Here is a 225-nt window from a genome sequence, read left to right on the forward strand (position 1 = left end):
TAAGAAGCTAACGCTAAAAGAAAAAGACTTAGTAGATGAAATAGTCTATCGCTTATCTAACAATGAAACTCTTGAAAGAAAATACAAAGATCATAAACTAAAAGGTGAATTTAAAGAGCTTAGAGAGTGTCATGTAAAACCTGATTTGCTCTTAATTTATCAAAAACAAGATGATAAACTTATTTTAACATGTATTAATATAGGTTCTCATAGCGAGTTGTTTTA

1 protein-coding gene is annotated in these 225 nt (G+C 27.6%); it reads left to right on the top strand.

The features are described 5' to 3' along the window. A partial coding sequence (locus ELQ11_RS09885) for a type II toxin-antitoxin system YafQ family toxin (RefSeq protein ID WP_134225313.1) occupies positions 1–225 on the top strand: 225 nt, incomplete at both ends.

The organism is Campylobacter sp. US50a (assembly GCF_004379015.1).
GTDB lineage: Bacteria > Campylobacterota > Campylobacteria > Campylobacterales > Campylobacteraceae > Campylobacter_D > Campylobacter_D jejuni.